General features: G+C 67.9%; 12 protein-coding genes and 2 riboswitches. Of the genes, 2 read left to right on the top strand and 10 right to left on the bottom strand.

Annotation, left to right across the window (positions count from 1 at the left end; all coding sequences use genetic code 11):
- Positions 1-43 precede the first annotated feature (43 nt).
- The 6 genes from gcvT to KVT32_RS11130 all read right to left on the bottom strand — a co-directional run bounded on the left by gcvT (position 44) and on the right by KVT32_RS11130 (position 7,383).
- Positions 44-1,144 carry a glycine cleavage system aminomethyltransferase GcvT gene (gcvT, locus tag KVT32_RS11155; RefSeq protein WP_217618197.1) on the bottom strand — a complete coding sequence of 367 codons (1,101 nt, stop codon included), beginning with the start codon at positions 1,142-1,144 and terminating at the stop codon, positions 44-46.
- Positions 1,145-1,228: 84 nt separating this feature from the next.
- A riboswitch (glycine riboswitch) is annotated at positions 1,229-1,351 on the bottom strand.
- Positions 1,352-1,393: 42 nt separating this feature from the next.
- Positions 1,394-1,495, bottom strand: a riboswitch (glycine riboswitch).
- 64 nt (positions 1,496-1,559) lie between these two features.
- Positions 1,560-2,453, bottom strand: coding sequence for a ZIP family metal transporter (locus KVT32_RS11150; RefSeq protein ID WP_056325234.1), 894 nt, complete (start codon positions 2,451-2,453; stop codon positions 1,560-1,562).
- Between the two features lie 30 nt (positions 2,454-2,483).
- A complete protein-coding gene (locus KVT32_RS11145) occupies positions 2,484-3,098 on the bottom strand; it encodes a superoxide dismutase (RefSeq protein WP_217618196.1) in 615 nt (204 codons plus the stop codon).
- Positions 3,099-3,267: 169 nt separating this feature from the next.
- Positions 3,268-4,470 carry an NAD(P)/FAD-dependent oxidoreductase gene (locus KVT32_RS11140; RefSeq protein WP_152385355.1) on the bottom strand — a complete coding sequence of 401 codons (1,203 nt, stop codon included), beginning with the start codon at positions 4,468-4,470 and terminating at the stop codon, positions 3,268-3,270.
- Positions 4,471-4,493: 23 nt separating this feature from the next.
- Complete coding sequence (locus KVT32_RS11135) at positions 4,494-6,755, bottom strand: arginine/lysine/ornithine decarboxylase (RefSeq protein ID WP_056325225.1); 2,262 nt, start codon at positions 6,753-6,755, stop codon at positions 4,494-4,496.
- A gap of 175 nt (positions 6,756-6,930) precedes the next feature.
- The gene (locus tag KVT32_RS11130) at positions 6,931-7,383 is read right to left on the bottom strand and encodes a hypothetical protein (protein WP_142053141.1); all 453 of its coding nucleotides are present in this window, start codon (positions 7,381-7,383) and stop codon (positions 6,931-6,933) included.
- 106 nt (positions 7,384-7,489) lie between these two features.
- Here KVT32_RS11130 and KVT32_RS11125 point away from each other — a divergent pair, with 106 nt between their 5' ends.
- Positions 7,490-8,008 (top strand): GNAT family N-acetyltransferase, encoded by a 519-nt coding sequence (locus tag KVT32_RS11125; protein ID WP_152382616.1) that lies wholly within the window; start codon positions 7,490-7,492, stop codon positions 8,006-8,008.
- Between the two features lie 9 nt (positions 8,009-8,017).
- On the opposite strand, the gene KVT32_RS11120 is transcribed toward KVT32_RS11125, so the two are convergent.
- Entirely contained in the window at positions 8,018-9,259 is a 1,242-nt protein-coding gene (locus KVT32_RS11120) for a GGDEF domain-containing protein (RefSeq protein ID WP_217618195.1), read from the bottom strand.
- A gap of 136 nt (positions 9,260-9,395) precedes the next feature.
- Here KVT32_RS11120 and KVT32_RS11115 point away from each other — a divergent pair, with 136 nt between their 5' ends.
- A complete protein-coding gene (locus KVT32_RS11115; RefSeq protein ID WP_217618194.1) occupies positions 9,396-10,259 on the top strand; it encodes a GNAT family N-acetyltransferase in 864 nt (287 codons plus the stop codon).
- 4 nt (positions 10,260-10,263) lie between these two features.
- Here KVT32_RS11115 and dcd read toward each other — a convergent pair whose 3' ends face one another.
- From dcd to KVT32_RS11100, 3 genes are all read right to left on the bottom strand, one after another.
- A complete protein-coding gene (gene dcd, locus KVT32_RS11110) occupies positions 10,264-10,827 on the bottom strand; it encodes a dCTP deaminase (protein ID WP_008166733.1) in 564 nt (187 codons plus the stop codon).
- 109 nt (positions 10,828-10,936) lie between these two features.
- The gene (locus tag KVT32_RS11105) at positions 10,937-14,776 is read right to left on the bottom strand and encodes a translocation/assembly module TamB domain-containing protein (RefSeq protein WP_175156225.1); all 3,840 of its coding nucleotides are present in this window, start codon (positions 14,774-14,776) and stop codon (positions 10,937-10,939) included.
- A gap of 56 nt (positions 14,777-14,832) precedes the next feature.
- Positions 14,833-16,728, bottom strand: a complete 1,896-nt coding sequence (locus tag KVT32_RS11100; protein WP_217618193.1) for an autotransporter assembly complex family protein — start codon at positions 16,726-16,728, stop codon at positions 14,833-14,835.

The following is a 16,728-nucleotide window of genomic DNA, read 5'->3' as shown; positions in this document are numbered from 1 at the left end:
GCCGTCGCCCAGTCCGGGGCGGCGCACGCGCGAAGCTTCGAGTTTACGAGTGTTCGACGGCTTTGCCGTTACGCACGAAGGGCAGCTTGCACGCCACGGCGGGCACCCACTTGCCGCGGATATCGACCTCGACCGTATCGCCCGGGGCCACGCCTTGCGGCAGGCGGGCAAAGCCGATCGACACGCCCAGCGTGGGCGACATGGTGCCGCTGGTGAGTTCGCCCATCCCTTGCGGGGTGCGCACGGCCATGTGCGCGCGCATGACGCCGCGGTCCTTGAGCTTTAGGCCGATGAACGTGGCGGGCGTGGCGAATTGCTCAAGCGCATCGCGGCCGATGAAGCGGCGCTCGGCGTTCTTGAAGGACACGGTCCAGGTCAGGCCGGCCTGGCCGGGCTGGGTCAGTTCGTCCATGTCCTGGCCGTACAGGTTCATGCCGGCTTCCAGGCGCAGCGTGTCGCGCGCGCCCAGACCTGCCGGACGCACGCCCTGGGCGGTCAGGTCGCGCCAGAGCTGGACCACGTCGGCGGCGGGCAGGACGATTTCGAAACCGTCCTCGCCGGTATAGCCCGTGCGGGCGACCAGCGTGTCGTCGCCCAGGCGGGCGGCGACGAAGGGCGTCAGCGGTTCGGTGGCGGCTTGCCAGGCCGGGCGGGCCGCCCAGACTTTGGCGCGGGCGTTGGGGCCTTGCACGGCCACCATGGCCAGATCGCGGCGCGGCGTGATGGCGACGTCGAACGCGCCGGCCTGCTTGACGCGCTGCATCCAGGCCACGTCCTTGTCGGCCGTGCCGGCGTTGACCACCACACGCCATTCGTCGGCGGCGAAGAAATAGATGATGAGGTCGTCGATGACGCCGCCCTGCGGGTTCAGCATGCAGCTGTAGAGCGCCTTGCCCGGCACGGTCAGCTTGGACACGTCGTTGGCGACCAGGCGCTGCAGGAAGGCGAACGCGTCCGGACCCTGCACGTCGACGTTGAGCATGTGCGAGACGTCGAACATGCCGGCGTCCTGGCGCACCGCGTGATGCTCTTCGAGCTGCGAGCCGTAGGCAAGCGGCATGTCCCAGCCGCCGAAATCGACCATGCGGGCGCCGGCGGCGATGTGTTCTTCGGCCAGCGGGGTGCGTTTGAGGGGTGCGGACATGCGGGGAACTCCGGGACGGCGTGATGCCAGGGTTACGGAATGCCGCTGATTGCGGGCGGATGGCGCCCGCGCAACGGCTGAATCTTCCGCCCCTCTGTCCTTTTGCCTGAGAGTTGCCCCGCGTGGCGGGTTTGCACCTTCGGCGCCTGGGCTGCTCGCCATGTCCCTGTTTCAGGGGCGGCGCCAGGTCTCTCCAGAGTACTGTTTTGCCGCATCCGCAGGGCCATGAGGCAACAATGCGGGACGGGGCAAGCCTGCGCGGTATCGGTTACCTGAGCGATTCTGGGCGAATTGCGCCTTCGGCGGCGGCCGGGCTTGATGCCTTCGGCCACTCTCTCCCGCAGCATGCGTGACAGCGCCGAAAGCATACAACGAAAGCCCGGGGTAAGCCTAGGCCTGTCGCGCGCGGGGGGCGCTATCCCAGCGCCGTGTCCAGCAGCATCATCAGGACGAAACCCAGCATCAACCCGCAGGTGGCGTAGACCTCGTGCCCCTTGCGGTGCGATTCCGGGATGATCTCGTGGCTGATGACGAACAGCATGGCCCCCGCGGCAAAGCCCAACCCCCACGGCAAGAGCGGCGCCGACCACCCGACGACCGCGGCGCCCAGCACCGCGCCCACGGGCTCGATCAGCCCGGACAGCATGCCCAGCGCCACCGCGAAGGTCCGCTTGTAGCCGGCGGCCAGCAAGGCGACCGCCACCACCAGTCCTTCGGGGATGTCCTGGATGGCGATGCCGGTGGCCAGCGCCGTGCCGCGCACCGGGTCGCCCGCGGCATAGCCCACGCCGATCGCCAGCCCCTCGGGCAGGTTGTGCAGCATGATCGCGAACACGAACAGCCAGGTGCGGCGCAGACGGTGCGCCTCCATCCCTTCCCTGCCCTTGATGAAATGCTCGTGCGGCAGCGTCCGGTCCATGAGCAGCAGCACGCCCCCGCCAAGCAGGATCGCGGCGCCCACGGTCAGGCCCGCGCCCCACGGGCCGTAACCCAGGTCCTCGCCCGCGGCGATGCCCGGCGCCACCAGCGAAAACGCGCTGGCGGCCAGCATGACGCCGGCGCCAAAGCCGAACATGCTGTCCTGCGCCTTTTGCGGAATGGTGCGGGCAAAGAGAATGGGCAACGTGCCGAGCGCGGTGGCGCCGGCCGCGACAAGCCCGCCAAGCAGCGCGTCCGCCACGTGCGGCGCCCGCACGTCCAGGTAAACCCAGAGTTGGTATAGGGCCAGGCAGGACACCATCACAGCCAGCGTCCAGACGCTGATGCTGGTGGCTGCCGGCCGCACGCGATGGCGGCTGAAGGTATTCATAGGCGGCTGCGCTCCTTCGTGAAGATGCGCTCAGCCCCGTGCTGCGGCGTAGCGGCGCGAGACCTCGGCCCAGTTCACCACGTTGTAGAAAGCGCCGATGTATTCCGGCCGGCGGTTCTGGTACTTCAGATAATAAGCGTGTTCCCAGACATCCAGCCCCAGGATGGGCGTGTTGCCGTCCATCAGCGGGCTGTCCTGGTTGGCGCTGCTTTCGACCACCAGCTTGCCGGCGGGCGTCACGCTCAGCCAGGCCCACCCGCTGCCAAAGCGCGTCAGGGCCGCCTTGGTGAAGGCTTCCTTGAAGGCGGGCAGTCCGCCCAGGTCGGCGTCGATGGCCGCGGCCAGCGCGCCGTCCGGTTCGCCGCCGCCCTGCGGCGACATGACGGACCAGAAGAGGCTGTGGTTGGCGTGGCCGCCGCCGTGGTTGCGCACCGCGCCGCGCACGGCGTCGGGCAATTCCTTGATGCGGGCGACCAGCGCCTCGACCGGCTCATCCGTGTCGATGCCGGCGCCTTCCAGCGCGGCGTTCAGGCCGTTGACGTACGTCTGGTGATGCTTGGTGTAGTGGATCTCCATCGTCATCGCGTCGATATGGGGTTCCAGCGCGTCATAGGCGTACGGCAAGGGAGGGAGGGTGTAGGCCATGCGAGTCTCCGGCTGATCCGTCCCGGGCGGGACGAGCTTGATAAAGATCAAAACCTAAATGATATGTATTTTTATTTGATATCACAATGCCGGATTGACGATGCGTGCCGCAGCGGTGTCCGCAAAAGCGGAATGCGCGTCGCAGATTGGCGCTAAGCGCGCCGCGAAATCAAAGCGCCTGTCCGCAGGCGACGCCCGACGCCCACGCCCATTGGAAGTTGTAGCCGCCCAGCCAGCCGGTAACGTCCACGGCTTCGCCGATGAAGTACAGCCCCGGAACCGACTTGGCCTGCATCGACTTCTGATCGAGGCCGCGCGTGTCCACGCCGCCGCGCATGACTTCGGCCTTCTTGTAGCCCGCCGTGCCGCTGGGCACGAGCGTCCACTGATGAATATCCTGCGCCAGTGCGCGCAGCGTCTTGTCGGGCGCGTCGGCCAGGCGCAGGGCCGCCAGGCCGGGCTTGCCGCCCTGCTCGGCCAGGTGCAACCAGCGATCGGCCAGCCGCTTGGGCCACAATCCCCCCAGCACCGTGTGCAACTGCTGGCGGTTGCCGGACTTGGAGGCCAGCAGTTCCTGCGCCAGGTCACGCCCCGGCGCCAGGTCGATCACGATGGGTTCGCCCGGCTTCCAGTAGCTGGAGATCTGCAGGATCGCCGGACCGGACAGCCCCCGGTGCGTGAACAACAGGTCTTCCAGGAACTCGCCGCGCGCCTTGCCCTGCCCGGTTTGCAGGTTCACTTCCAGCGCGACGCCAGACAGTTCCGACAGCGGCTGCCACTGCACGGGGTCGAAGGTCAGCGGGACGAGCGCCGGGCGCGGCTCAACGACCTTCAGGCCGAACTGGCGGGCAATCTTCATCCCGAAATCCGTTGCGCCCAACTGGGGAATCGCCATGCCGCCGGTCGCGACGACCAGCTTGGCGGCCCGGATGACACCCTGGCTGGTGCGCAGTTCGAAGCCGGCCTCGCCCTGCGCGATCTCGGTCACCGAGCAGCCCATGCGCCATTGGACACTGCCCGCGCCGCACTCGGCGCGCAGCATGTCGATGATGCTTTCGCTCGAGTCATCGCAGAACAACTGGCCGCGATGTTTCTCGTGCCAGGCGATGCGGTGGCGCTTGATGAGCGCCAGGAAGTCCTGCGGCGTGTAGGCCGACAGCGCCGAACGGCAGAAATGCGGGTTTTCCGACAGGAAATTGGCGGGGCCGGCGCCGATGTTCGTGAAGTTGCAGCGCCCGCCGCCGGAGATGCGGATCTTCTCGGCCAGGCGCTGCGCGTGGTCGACCAGCACCACGCGCAGGCCGCGTTGACCAGCGACCGCCGCGCACATCATGCCCGCGGCGCCCGCGCCAAGCACTGCAACATCGAACATCAAGATTTCCGGCCCGCCCGTGCTTACTCTTCGATCAGGCAGTCAACGTAGTAACGCTTTTCGCCGTCCGGACCCACTTCGTCGGCCAGGCCGTGGATATAGGTTTCGAAACCGGGGAAGCGTTCGTTGAACTCGCGCGCGAACTGCAGGTACTGCACGATGGTGCGGTTAAAGCGTTCGCCCGGGATCAGCAGCGGAATGCCCGGGGGGTACGGCGTCAGCAGCACGCCCGTGACGCGGCCTTCCAGCTTGTCGATGTCGACGCGTTCGACCTCGCGGTGCGCCATGCGGGCAAAGGCGTCCGACGGCTTGAGCGCGGGCACCATGTCGCTCAGGTACATCTCGGTCGTCAGACGGGCCACGTCGCGTTCGCGGTAGGCTTCGTGGATCTGCTGGCAGAGGTCACGCAGGCCCATGCGCTCGTAGCGGCGATGGTCACGGCAGAACTCCGGCAGGATGCGCCACAGCGGCTGGTTGCGGTCGTAGTCGTCCTTGAACTGCTGCAAGGCGGTCAACAGCGTGTTCCAGCGGCCCTTGGTGATGCCGATGGTGAACAGGATGAAGAACGAATACAGGCCGGTCTTTTCAACCACCACGCCGTGCTCGGTCAGGTACTTGGAGACCAGCGCCGCGGGAATGCCGGTTTCACCGAAGCTGCCCGACATGTCCAGCCCCGGCGTGATGACCGTGGCCTTGATCGGGTCGAGCATGTTGAAGCCTTCGGCCATTTCGCCGAAGCCGTGCCAGTGGTCGTTGGCTTCCAGGATCCATTCGTCGCGGTTGCCGATGCCTTCGGACACCAGGCGGTTCGGGCCCCAGACCTTGAACCACCAGTCGTTCTTGCCGAACTCGGATTCCACCTTGCGCATGGCGCGGCGGAAGTCCAGGGCTTCGCGGATGCTTTCCTCGACCAGCGCGGTGCCGCCCGGCGGCTCCATCATGGCGGCCGCCACGTCGCAGGACGCGATGATCGCGTACTGGGGCGACGTGGACGTGTGCATCAGGTACGCCTCGTTGAAGACGTTGCGGTCCAGCTTGCGGGTCTCGGACTCCTGCACGATGATCTGCGAGGCCTGCGAAATGCCGGCCAGCAGCTTGTGCGTGGAGTGCGTGGCAAACACCATGGCGTCCTGGCTGCGCGGGCGGTCCTGGCCGATGGCGTGCATGTCCTGGTAGAACTCGTGGAACGACGCGTGCGGCAGCCAGGCTTCGTCAAAGTGCAGCGTGTCGACGTAGCTGCCGAGCTGCTGCTTGATCATTTCGACGTTGTAGATGACGCCGTCGTACGTGCTCTGCGTCAGCGTCAGGATGCGCGGGTTCTTGTTGACCGCTTCGCGCGCGAAGGGGTTGGCTTCGATCTTCTTGCGGATGTTGTCCGGGTGGAATTCTTCGAGCGGGATCGGGCCGATGATGCCCAGGTGATTGCGCGTGGGGCGCAGGAACACGGGGATCGCGCCCGTCATCGTGATGGCGTGCAGGATCGACTTGTGACAGTTGCGGTCTACCACCACGACGTCGCCGGCAGCAACGTTGGCGTGCCACACGACCTTGTTCGAGGTCGACGTGCCGTTGGTCACGAAGAAACAGTGATCCGCGTGGAAGATGCGCGCGGCGTTCAGCTCGGACTCGGCCACCGGGCCGGTGTGGTCCAGCAGCTGGCCCAGTTCGTCCACGGCGTTGCAGACGTCGGCGCGCAGCATGTTTTCGCCAAAGAACTGGTGGAACATCTGGCCGACCGGGCTCTTCAGGAACGCCACCCCGCCCGAGTGCCCCGGGCAGTGCCACGAATAGGAACCGTCCTGCGCGTACTTCACCAGCTCGCGGAAGAACGGCGGCGGCAGGCTGTCGACGTAGCTGCGGGCCTCGCGGATGATGTGGCGCGCCACGAACTCAGGCGTGTCCTCGAACATGTGGATGAATCCGTGCAGCTCGCGCAGGATGTCGTTCGGAATGTGTTCCGACGTGCGGGTTTCGCCGTACAGGTAGATGGGAATGTCCGCGTTGCGAAAGCGCAGTTCGCCGATGAAGGCGCGCAGGTTCTTGATCGCGCTGGCCACGTCCTCGGGCGAGTCCACGTCGAACTCTTCATCGTCGATCGACAGGATGAAGGCGCTGGCGCGGCTTTGCTGCTGCGCGAACGAGCTCAGGTCGCCATAACTGGTCACCCCGATCACCTCGACGCCCTCGGCCTCGATTGCTGCGGACAAGGCACGGATACCCAAACCGGACGCGTTCTCGGAACGGTAGTCCTCGTCGATGATGAAGATGGGGAAGCGGAATTTCATGCAGGCGCTCCTGGGGGCATGGCGAATCGGACGCGTATCGCGGCGCGAATGTACTGCGAGTAAAAAACCGTCCGAAGTCAGACGGCGCGAGCACCCGCCGGCGGCGGGAATTGCGGAATTGTAGGGCTGTTTTTCTTACAGCCCTAAGGGAAATCCCCAGAAGCGCCGGATCGGCCTATCGGATGGTCCGGGCTTCGCCCGTTTGCAGGGCTGTCATGAACATTTCAAAGTAGGCGGGGATGGCTTCGGCGGCCCCGTAGCGGATGCGCCGTTCGACCTTGGCGATGGCGCCAAAGCAGACTTCCGAGCCCGGTTCTCCGCAGACGAGAACCACCGGATCTTCGTCGTCGCAGACCTCGTACAGTCCGCCGTGCGCGCGGCGGCCGACTTCGTAGAGATAGGCGGCGGCGCCGACGGTTTGCATGGGGGTCAGAGGCAGCGTGCCCAGATGGGCGGCCTCCAGCGCGTCGTCCAGCGCATGGACGCTGGACGGGGAGTAGTCCAGCACGGCGCCGGTGGAACCGGCTGCCTCTACAAAGTCCTGCGCGGCACCCGCGACACGTGCCACGAACTCTTCCTGCACCTCATGGCGCGTCGCATCCTGGTTTGTCTTGAGGAAACCGAACATCAGTGGCCCCTTGTTCAAAACCGCAAGCGGCGATGGGGCCATTATAGGCAAGCCCGTCCTCCTATACTGCCCAAACGTTCCCTATTCCCAACACTTTGATTCCGCCATGAACGCCCCTGCCGTCCGCCGCCTGACCGCCCCCGATGCCGCCGCCCTGCGGCAATTGCGTCTGAACGCGTTGGTCGAAACGCCCGAGTCCTTCGGATCGAGTTACGAAGAGGAACACACGCTGACATTGGCGGACATCCGCGCGTGGATCTCGCCGGCCGACGACGGCGCCATGTATGGCGTGTTCCTGGGGGACACGCTGGCCGGCATCGTCGGCGTCAGCCGCCAGCGCAAGCTGAAGCTGCGCCACAAGGCGCACATCTGGAGCATGTATGTGGCGCCCGCCCATCGCGGACAAGGGCTCGGCCGGCTGCTCATGCGCGCGGCGATCGACCACGCGGCAACCATGCGCGGCATCCGGCAGGTGCAGCTGAGCGTGACCGCCAACAACACCGCGGCGTCCGCGCTGTACGCCAGCCTGGGGTTCACGGTATATGGCCACGAACCCGACGCGCTTTGCGTGAACGGACAGCTCTACGATGAAACGCTGATGGCGATGCCGTTGTCGGACGGATGACCCGGCGGGTCAGCCCGCGCCTGCCCGGCGCCGCGCGCCGAACGCGCATACCTGATTGCGCCCGCCGTCCTTGGCCTTGTAGAGCGCCTGGTCGGCCGCCTTGATGACGGCGTCCGGCGCGCGCAGGGCATCGCTGCGCTCGGCCACGCCGATGCTGACCGTGACGCGCAGGGGCCGGGCGCCGCGCCCAACCCGGCCGCCACGCCGGCGCTGGCCGATCTGGTCCGCCTTGGGACGGGCCGGCTTGTCGCGCAGGCGCATCTGGTAGGCCTCGATGGCGCGCCGGACCGTTTCCAGATGCGGCATGGCTTCGGCCGCGGTCTTGCCGGGAAACACCAGCGTGAATTCCTCGCCGCCGTAACGATAGGCTTGGCCGCCGCCCGGCACGCGCCGCAGCTGCGAGGCCACCATGCGCAGCACCTGGTCGCCCACGTCGTGGCCGTGCGTGTCGTTGAACGCCTTGAAATGGTCGACGTCGGCCATCGCCAGCGTGTAGACGCGGCCCATGCGCTGCAGCCGTTCGTTCAGCGCGCGTCGGCCCGGCAGGCCGGTGAGCTCGTCGCGAAACGCCATGTGAAAGCCTTCATGCGCCAGCGAGATGCACAGGGACGTCAGCGCCGCGGCGGACATGAGGGCCAGTTCGAGCGGCTGGGCCGCCCCGCGGGGCAGCGCCAACGCCATGCAGACAAAGCCCAGCCACTGCCCCGCCTGCTGCGGACGTCCATAGCGCAACAGCAACAGCGTCAACGTCAGGCCGGTGGCCAGCAGCGCAATCAGCGCCTCGGCCGGCACGCCCATGCGCGCCAGCGTGCCCTGCAGCGCAATGGTGCTGAACAGCTCTTCCACGCCGTCCTTGCCGGCCAGCGCGATGATCGCCGCGCCCGCGGCCATCAGGCCGACGCGCAGCGCTACGTCGATCAGCATGCTGGACCGTTCGGACCACATGGCGTTGATGGTGTAGACGAGCGACCACCAGGCCAGCACAGGCCCCATCGCCCAGGGCGCGTCCCGAACCAGCGTGGGCCATGCCGCCGTGACGGCCAGCACGCACAGCATCAGCGCCATCGTTTGAGAGCGCTGATACATCAGGCAGATTGCCGAGCCGATCAGCGCCATCACCCACGGCACGAACGGCACGATCAGGCTCACCGCCGGCGGCCATTCCCGCCAGAACAGCAGTCCGATCGCGGCGGCCACCGGCAACGCGGGATAGAACAACAGGGGCAGCCAGGGGATGTGGGGGTAACGCACGGATTGGGCCTTGCTAACGCTTGCAGAAATGACGTCGCCAAATCGGCAAACACATGTAATCTTTTTACGGACGCGGCAGGAGGTTCTTTAGCGCAGGCCGCGTAACGACGCGGCGCTCCACCATCACAAGGCCTCCATGAGAATCCTGGTCAATATCGATGTTCCTGATCTCGAACACGCCATCGGCTTTTATCAGGCCGCTTTCGGTTTGACGCTGAACCGCCGGCTGGGCGCGACGGGCGCCGAACTGCTGGGCGCCGACGCCCCCATCTACCTGCTCGAGAAAGCCGCAGGCACACCGGCGGCCGGCGCAGTGCGCCAGCCGCGCGACTACGCGCGGCACTGGACGCCCGTGCATCTGGACGTGGTGGTGGACGACGTGGACAGCGCGGTCGCCCGCGCGGTGGCCGCCGGCGCGCGCCTGGAGGATCCGCCCGCCACGCACGCCTGGGGCCGCATCGCGCATCTGGCGGACCCTTACGGCCACGGCATCTGCATCCTGCAATTCCTGGGGCGCGGCTACGACGAACTGGCCAGCGAAACGCAGGCTGGCGCCGCGCCGCTGCGCTTTACGCCCGCAACGCAGGCGGATTTCGAGGCGCTGCTGGCCTTGCGGATCGACGCCATGCGCGACAGCCTGGAGCGGCTGGGCCGCTTCGATCCGGACCGGGCCCGTGAGCGGCTGCGCGGCACCTTCCGCCCCGAGTGCACCTGGCACATCGAGGCAGACGGCGATCGCATCGGGTTTTATTGCCTGCGCCCGGACGGCGAAGGGTTGCGGCTGGATCATCTGTACGTGCATCCCTGTGCGCAAGGACGAGGCGTGGGCGGCCAGGTGCTGCGCCGGATCTTGCGGGACGCCGACCGCGACCGCCAGGCAGTGACCCTGAGCGCGTTGCGGGGCAGCGATTCAAACCGCTTCTATCGCCGGCACGGCTTCGTGCAGACCGGCGAAGGAGAATGGGACATCGAATACCTGCGGCCGCCGGCCGCAGGCTGAGGGATCAGGTGCGCGGCAGCGTGACGCCGCGCTGGCCCTGATACTTGCCGCCACGATCGCGGTACGAGGTCTCGCAGACCTCGTCGCTTTCCAGGAACAGCATCTGCGCGCAGCCTTCGCCGGCGTAGATCTTGGCAGGCAGCGGCGTGGTGTTGGAGAACTCGAGCGTGACGTGGCCTTCCCATTCGGGTTCCAGCGGCGTCACGTTGACGATGATGCCGCAGCGCGCGTAGGTGCTCTTGCCCAGGCAGACCGTCAGGACGCTGCGCGGAATGCGGAAGTACTCCACCGTGCGCGCCAGCGCGAACGAGTTGGGCGGAATGATGCAGACGTCGCCCTTGAAATCCACAAACGAGCCTTCGTCGAAATTCTTGGGATCGACGATCGTGGAATTGATGTTGGTGAAGATCTTGAATTCGTCGGCGCAGCGCACGTCGTAGCCGTAGCTGCTGGTGCCGTAGCTGACGATGCGCCCGCCATTGGCCGTCCGGACCTGACCCGGTTCGAAGGGTTCGATCATGCCGGCTTCGGCCTGGCGGCGGATCCAGCGGTCGCTCTTGATGCTCATGGTGGGTGTGGTGCTAGGGATTTGAATGGGCGTCATTTTATCCCGACCGCGCCGGCCGCCTTGATTTGAGGCGGGACAGGCTTGTCCCGCCTCAAGCTTGGGCGTCCGCTCAATTGCCGAACAGCGTGCGATAGACCAGCGAAATCCCGTTGACCGAGCCGCCCTTCAAATCCAGGGACAGACCACGCGCCAGCCGGTAACTTGCCCGGCCCACGGTGTCGCTGCCCGAGAGCGCCTGCTCGACGCTCAGCGTGATGCCATTGGCGAAGTTCTTGCTGGCCACCAGGAATTGCGTGGACAGGTCGCTGCCGATATCGCGGTTCACGTTGCCGGCCACCGTGCGGTCGGGCAGGATGCTGCCCGAGCTGCCCATGTTGCCGGTGCGCACGGCCACGTCGTCCAGGCCGAACTGCTTGTAGAACGGCTGCCCGCCGCCCAGGAGCGCCGTGCCGATCGACACGAGCAGGGCCGCGTCGCCGCCGCTTTCGTCCGGCCCCCGGCCCAGCAGCAGCCACGACAGCTTTTCGACGTCGCTGACTTCGGGATAGGACACCAGGTCGATGCGCGGCCGCTGGGCCGTGCCCACCACCCGCACGCCGGCCTCGACCAGTTCGCCCGTGCGCAGGGCCTCGATGTCCAGGATGGGATTGTCCAGCCGGCCCTGGAAGGTCAGCGTGCCGCGGCTCAGGCGCAGCCGCTGGCCATAGGCCTCGATGCCGCCGCCGCGCGTGCGCAACTGGCCCCAGCCCGTCAGCCGGCCCTCATTCAGGCGGATCTGGATGGAGCCGAGCAGACCGGCGTCCAGCCCCATGCCGGTGATGTAGAAGCGCGGCCCCATGTCGAACTTCAGGTCCATGCTGGTCTGCAGGGGCGTGGACACCTTGCCGGGTTCGTCGCCCGCGCGGATCACGCGCACGTCGTCGTCCAGCGTCGGCACGCCCTGCAGGATTTCCAGGCTGAACCAGCCGGCATCGGCGCTCAGGTCGCCCACGATTTCCAGGCGCGGCATGGCCGCCCGCACGTCGACCGTGCCGGATACCATGGCGTAGCGGTCCGAGCGCTGCAATGCCGGGAAGCGGAACAGCGTCAGCCGGATTGCGCCGCCGCCGTCCATGATGTTCCAGTCGCCCTTGGCTTCCGCGTACCCGCCCTTCGCGCCGGGGTTCGTGGTGATCCATTCCTTGGTGCGCCATTCGGCCGGCATGACGCGCAGCGACGCCGGAAAGCGCAGGTTGTCCAGGATCAGCCGCTGGCCGTCCAGACGCGCGGACAGCGTGCCGTCGATCAGCCGCACGCCGTCGTCGATGCGGACCAGCCGCAGCTTGTCGCCCCGGATGGTGCCCGTCGCGCCCCATTGGCCCGCCAGCGTGCCCTGCACGTCGATGTTGGCCTTGAGCGTGCCGCCGACCTCCATGGCGTCGCCCACGAAGAGGCCCACCCAGGCGAGGTCAGCGATATCCGCGTTCAGCCGCGCCCGCAGCGGCTGGCGCGTATCCAGCGCCATGCCGCCTTGGGCGTCCACCAGCAATACCGCCGTGCCAGTGCCGTTGATCGAGCCCATCTTGTCCGTCGACAGATCCAGGCGGGCATCCAGCCGGCTGGCGTTGGCCGACGTGGGCGTGGCGGTCACGTCGACGACCAGCGTCTTCACTCCCAAGGGGATGGGCGGGTCGCCCGGAATCAGCAGATCGCCCGTACGGCGCGCGATCCGGGCGCGGCCCGCCAGGCGCCCGTCGAATTTCAGATCCCACAGCAGGTCGAGCGCAATGCGGCGCTGGCCGTCGGGCACGACCGCGTTCACGCGGCCGGCATTGCGGCCCAGCTTGGCCGCGGCTTCCGGATCGAATGCGCCGATCACCTGGCGCGCCACGGTCGCGGTGATGACCAGATTGTCGGACTGCCCGGCGGTTTCCCAACGCTTGCCGCCGCCGCGCGAACCCTGATGCGCCACGGTGAGGCGCTCCTTGCCCGGCAGGACGAGGCTCAGCGCGGTCTGGCCCACCTGCCATTGCCACTGCGGCGCCACCGCCGCAGGCAGGAAGGACAACGTGACCGGCCGGTCCAAGGAGACGGCGAACCCGGCGGTATCCGCGCCCAGCCGCGAGAACGTGCCGCGCCAGCCCACCAGCGCCGCATCCGGCTGGCCCGCAGGTCCCCTGCCCCAGCCGCCGTTGAAGGTCAGGTTGGCCTGCGCGCGCGATTGCCCGATGATGCCCGGCCGGGGCCGGGGCGGCGTATAGCTGGCGGTGATCTCGCCGCGGTGCGCGGCCACCGTGCCGTCGATGCGGGCGCGCACCTCCGCGCCGCCCGGCACATCCGGCCAGAAGGCGTCCAGCTGCGGGGCCTGGGCGTCCAGCGTGATCGCGCCGTTTGCCGCGCCCAATTCGCCCGTCGCGCGCACGCGGTTGCGGCCCAGCCGCAAATCCACGTCCAGGTCGTGGATCCGCAGACCGGCCAGCGGGTCTACCGACGGATCCGGCGCGGCGCTGCGGGCAGGCGCCGGCGGGGAGCCTGTCGCCGCGGCATTGGTCGCAGCAGCGGGTTGCGCAGCACCGGCTGCCGCGGCATCGGCTGGCGCAGCACCGGCTTCCGCAGCACCGGCTGCCGCAGCGACGTCCACCTGCGCCTTCAGATTCCCGCTCAGCGCCTGCCGGTTCCAGCGGCTGCCTTCTTCAAACCGCAGATTGACGGCGGCATGGCGCAGCTCGCTCAGGTTCTCGATATCGGCCTGTACATCGGCGCGTACGGTAAGCAGCGCCGGCGGTATGGCAGGGCCCGTCCAGGGCGCAAGATCGAGCCGCTGCGCGTCCAGCGAGCCGACGATCCGGTTGCGCCCCGGCGCGTCGCCCGCCTGCAGGTCAAACTGCGCGGCCAGCGTGGACTTGTCCGGCAGTTGCGCGCGCGCCCGGGCGCTGCGCAGCACCAGCGCCGTGCGCGGCGCCAGATCGGCCACCACATCCAGCACCAAGTTCGAACCCGTGCCGTCCACCTTCGCCTGAATGCCGTCGAGCGATCCGGCAGCGTCGGCGCGCAGCACGACAAGGCACGTGGGCGCGGGCGGGCCCATCGCCGGCGCCGCGGGCTCGGTTTTGTCCTTGTTGCCCTTGTCGCCTTGCGCGGCGTCGGCAGGGGACTTGGCCGCCGCTGCCGGCTTGACGGCAGTTGCGCCCTTCGCGCCCTTGCCCCCCGCATCCGCCGCACGCGCGCCTGCGCGCTTCGCGGCGTTCTGGGCCTTGGGCGCTTCCGCCTTTTTCACCGGTTCGCCGGCCTTGGCGCCGGGCTGCGCTTGCCCCGCCACCGGCCCGAACACGCCGCTCAACCGGTCGGCCTGGCACAAGGGGGAATCGGGGCCCGCGCCGCGCGCCGTGACGTCCAGGCGCGCCGCGAACGGCCACGGGTCGGCCAGGTCCTGCAATTGCGCCTGGCCAGTCACATCGGCCTCGCCCACTTCGTGTCCGACCCGCAAGCTGGCGATACGCAACTGCGCGCCCTGCTGGCCCGCGGCGAACGTGGCGTTCAGGTCGTTCAAGGTGACGGGCAGCGGCTGGCCATCCTGAGTGAACTGGAAATCGCCCAACGCCAGCCGGTCCACGGCGATGGTCACCGGCAGCTTGGGCAGGGTGAAGGGTTCGCCGTTGTCTTCGGCAGGCGGCGCCTCGGGCGAGGACACCATGTCCACGCGCACAGAACTGGCCGACAGATTGCGCACGTGCAGCAGCCGGTCGCCCAGGGCGCGCCAATGCACGGCCAGGTCCAGATCATGGATATCGACGTGCGTGCCGCCGGCCGTCAACGTCAACTGGCCCACGGTCACCCCGCGCAAGAGCGAGCCATTCACGTCCAGCGCCTGACCGTCCAGCTGCTGCGCGGCCGTCGTCAGCAAGAGGCGCGTGCCGTTCTGCGAGGCCACGAGCCAGAAGATGAATCCGGCCGCCAATGCGGCCAGCATGGCAAGCCCGGGCAGCCACCACACCAGCACATGGCGCAGGAATTTACGCACGAACTTCAAAACGCGATCCCCAACGAGAAATGCAGGCGCAGGTCGCGTTCGCGCTGGCCGTAGGCCACGTCCAGGAACAACGGGCCGGCCGGCGTGCGCACGCGCGCGCCGACGCCGTAGCCCACGGACATCTTCATGTCGCCGAACGATTCGGCGGCATCGCCCGCATCCACGAACACGCCCATGCCCCAGCGCTCGTCAAAATAGTGGTCGTATTCAATGCTGCCCACCAGCAGCGTGGGCGCGCCCACCACGGCGTTGTCGCGGTGCACGCCAATGCTCTGGTAACGGTAGCCGCGGATAGTGCGCGCCCCGCCCGTCCGAAAGCCAAAGTCGTCCGGAACCTGCACGTCGCCGTTGGACCACACGCGGCCGACTTCGCCGCGGATCGTCAGCACGTCCAGCTTGCCGATCGGCCACCACTTCTGGCCGCGCAGCCGCAGGCGCGTGTAGGGCTCGCCCGTATCCAGCGTAATACCCACGCCGCCACCCACGGCGATCAGGTTGCCTTCGCGCGGATCGTATTTGTTGTCCACGTCGCGCCGCAGCCATTCGGCCGTGGTGGTCACGGTGGGCAGCGTGTAGCTGTCGCCGCCGTCGATCTTGACGTGGTCCTGCGCCAGCAGCACGCCGTAGCGCGTTTCGTATTCGACCCGGCTGTCGCCCGCGCCCTTGCGCTCCTGCGTTCGCGTGGCGCCCAGCGCGTAGCGGGTCACCTCCAGCCCCTGGATGTCGGAGCGGTCCGCCAGGATCCCGAACGAATCGCGGTAGCCGCGCTCGGACGGCGGCAGCAGGATATCCATGAAGGCGCGCTGGCGCAGCCGGTCCACGCCAAAGCCGGTTTCCATCGTGACCGGCTGGCCGAACACGACGTTCTGCCGATACAGGGACTCCACCCGCACGCCGGCCTCGTCGTCCACGCCGATCGACGCGGAAAAGCGCTTGGGCGGGGCCTCGACCACGCGCACCTGCACGGGCAGCGTGATTTCGCCGTCCGAATCGAACTGCGCGGGCGGCGGGGGCAGGCCGCCCGACACCGTGGGATCGCCTGCCGGCGCGGCCGCGGCGGCGTCTTCGGCGCCCGGCCCGCGGGCGCGGTCAGAGATCGGGTCCGTGGGCTGATCGGTCTGGCTGGGCGGCTCCTGCAGCGAAACGAACGCGCCGCGGAAGAAGGCGGTCGATTGCAGGTCCTGCTGCCACTGATCGAGCCGGTTCTGGTCGAACGCGGCCCCCACGTTGTAGCGGACGTAGCGATCGATCAGCGTTTCGGGCACCCGCTTCAAGCCCTGCGTGTTCAGTTCGCCCATGCGCACCTGCGGCCCGCTGTCGATGGTGACATGCAGATGCGCGACCGCGTTGTCGGCATCGATGTCGGCGCGCGAGGACGTCATGCGCGCCAGCAGGAAATCGCGCGTGGAAATTTCGTCCAGCAGCGTGGCCTTGGCGCGGTTCCAGTCGCTATTGATGAAGGGCTGCCCTTGCCGCAAGCTCCAGTCGTCGCGCAGCCGCTGCACGCGCTGCGCGTACTCGGGACGCGTGATGCGGCCCGTGAACGCCAGGTCCACGGATTCGACGGTCGTGCGCTTGCCGGGCACGATGGCGATGTCCCAGGTTTCGCCGCCGATATCGGTGCCGGCCTCGAGCGTGACCTTGGGCGAAAAATAGCCCTGGGTGGCCAGCGCCGCCAGCGTCGCATCGCGCGCGCGCCGGCGCAGGCGGTTGATTTCACCGCCGTCCTGGTCTTCGGCCAGCCGCGCAATCGCATCGACCGCCTGGGTGATCGCCTGCAGCGCGGCCGGGGGCACACCCCCCGGGTCCACAATGACTTCGGGGCGCTTGGCCAACGCCTCGCCCGCCAGCATGCACAGTCCTGCCAAAAAGGCGCGGGCAGCCCACCGCAT

It is taken from the genome of Achromobacter sp. GbtcB20, assembly GCF_019091095.1.
GTDB classification, from domain to species: Bacteria; Pseudomonadota; Gammaproteobacteria; order Burkholderiales; family Burkholderiaceae_B; genus Achromobacter; species Achromobacter mucicolens.
This window is presented reverse-complemented; position numbering and strand designations above follow the sequence as displayed.

Bases quoted from the DNA above. Each gene is read 5' to 3' on its own strand.
- gcvT (WP_217618197.1), bottom strand. From the start codon at position 1,144: ATGTCCGCACCCCTCAAACGCACCCCGCTGGCCGAAGAACACATCGCC.
- KVT32_RS11150 (WP_056325234.1), bottom strand. From the start codon at position 2,453: ATGAATACCTTCAGCCGCCATCGCGTGCGGCCGGCAGCCACCAGCATC.
- KVT32_RS11145 (WP_217618196.1), bottom strand. From the start codon at position 3,098: ATGGCCTACACCCTCCCTCCCTTGCCGTACGCCTATGACGCGCTGGAA.
- KVT32_RS11140 (WP_152385355.1), bottom strand. From the start codon at position 4,470: ATGTTCGATGTTGCAGTGCTTGGCGCGGGCGCCGCGGGCATGATGTGC.
- KVT32_RS11135 (WP_056325225.1), bottom strand. From the start codon at position 6,755: ATGAAATTCCGCTTCCCCATCTTCATCATCGACGAGGACTACCGTTCC.
- KVT32_RS11130 (WP_142053141.1), bottom strand. From the start codon at position 7,383: ATGTTCGGTTTCCTCAAGACAAACCAGGATGCGACGCGCCATGAGGTG.
- KVT32_RS11125 (WP_152382616.1), top strand. From the start codon at position 7,490: ATGAACGCCCCTGCCGTCCGCCGCCTGACCGCCCCCGATGCCGCCGCC.
- KVT32_RS11115 (WP_217618194.1), top strand. From the start codon at position 9,396: ATGAGAATCCTGGTCAATATCGATGTTCCTGATCTCGAACACGCCATC.
- dcd (WP_008166733.1), bottom strand. From the start codon at position 10,827: ATGAGCATCAAGAGCGACCGCTGGATCCGCCGCCAGGCCGAAGCCGGC.
- KVT32_RS11105 (WP_175156225.1), bottom strand. From the start codon at position 14,776: ATGCTGGCCGCATTGGCGGCCGGATTCATCTTCTGGCTCGTGGCCTCG.
- KVT32_RS11100 (WP_217618193.1), bottom strand. From the start codon at position 16,728: ATGCGGTGGGCTGCCCGCGCCTTTTTGGCAGGACTGTGCATGCTGGCG.